The organism is Pseudomonas sp. GW823-FHT06E10 (assembly GCF_058794995.1).
In genome coordinates this window covers 1-1,243 of record NZ_JBXAHJ010000036.1, presented here as the reverse complement: position 1 = coordinate 1,243, position 1,243 = coordinate 1, and the positions used below count along the sequence as shown (strand labels likewise).

Below are 1,243 nucleotides of genomic sequence, written 5' to 3'. Positions count from 1 at the left end.
CTGAACTGGCCTAATAATTCCGGACACCTCTTAAGGGCGATATGATTTCGCCAACTTGGAGGTTCCATGAACGAAAGAAAGGTCTATACCCGCGAGTTCAAGCTGCATGCTGCCAGCATGGTGCTTGATGATAACTGCCCGGTTCCAGACGTTTGTGCATCGCTGGATATCGGGCCCACCGCTTTACGGCGTTGGGTCGATCAGGTTCGCAAGGAGCGCGAGGGGCAGCCAGTCAAAGGCACCAAGGCGATTACCGAAGATCAGCGCCAGATCCAGGAACTAAAGGCCAAGATCAAGCGCATGGAAATGGAAGCCGAGATCTTAAAAAAGGCTACCGCTCTCTTGATGTCGGATCCCGATCGTTTTCGATGATTGCGGAACTAAGAGAGTCGTTCCCGACAGCTGTCGTGTGTCGTGTTTTCGATGTGAAGCGCAGCAGCTTTTACGAGTGGCTTCAGCGGCGAGCCAAACCGCGGATCAGGCGCGAAGAGCTCAAGCTCAAAGTGGTTGAACTGCACAGCGAAAGCCGCGAAGCCATGGGCTCCAGAATGATCAGCAAGGGCCTGAAGTCCCAAAACATTGCAGTTGGAAGAGGCCTTGTCCGAGCGCTGATGAGGGAGGCCAACATTGTCAGTAAACAACGCCAGCCGCACCCATTCAGATCCAAGGGAGTGGAAGCGTTTGTCGCGCCCAATCGGCTCAAGCGCAACTTCAAACCGGCTGCAGTCGATCAGGTCTGGTGTGGTGACGTGACCAGCTTGATGGTGGGCGAGCGCTGGGTTCATCTGGCCATCGTCATCGATTTGTTTGCTCGCCGGGTCATCGGTTGGGCATTTTCGCTGGTCAATGACGCCAACTTGGTCAGCAAGGCGCTACGCATGGCGACAGAGGTTCGAACGTGCCCTGCGGGGCTGATGTTTCACTCGGATCAGGGCTGTCAGTACACCAGCCGCAAGTTTCAAGAAGAACTGAAGCGTCGTGACATATTGCAAAGCATGAGCCATCGCGGGCAGTGCTGGGACAACGCTCCAACAGAGCGATTTTTCGGCACGCTGAAATCAGAATGGGTGCCTCGTAGTGGCTACAGCAAGATCGAGGAAGCCAAAACCGATATGGTGCGCTTCTTCATGTACTACAACCGCACCAGGCTCCACAGCTACAACAACTATCTGTCGCCAATAGCCATGGAGCAAAAAGCGGCATAAACACCGTAACCGGTGTCCGGGATTACTTGACCAGTTCA

2 protein-coding genes are annotated in these 1,243 nt (G+C 54.4%); both read left to right on the top strand.

Features of this window, described 5'->3' with window-relative positions:
- Nucleotides 1-66: 66 nt before the first annotated feature.
- On the top strand, nt 67-372 hold the full coding sequence (locus AC1Q6Y_RS28020) for an IS3 family transposase (RefSeq protein WP_008047186.1): 306 nt from the start codon (nt 67-69) through the stop codon (nt 370-372).
- Entirely contained in the window at nt 369-1,205 is an 837-nt protein-coding gene (locus tag AC1Q6Y_RS28015; RefSeq protein WP_492625655.1) for an IS3 family transposase, read from the top strand. Before AC1Q6Y_RS28020 ends, AC1Q6Y_RS28015 begins: the two co-directional genes overlap by 4 nt.
- Nucleotides 1,206-1,243: the final 38 nt, after the last annotated feature.

Coding starts and splice junctions, on each gene's coding strand:
- AC1Q6Y_RS28020 (WP_008047186.1), top strand. CDS start 67: ATGAACGAAAGAAAGGTCTATACCCGCGAGTTCAAGCTGCATGCTGCC.
- AC1Q6Y_RS28015 (WP_492625655.1), top strand. CDS start 369: ATGATTGCGGAACTAAGAGAGTCGTTCCCGACAGCTGTCGTGTGTCGT.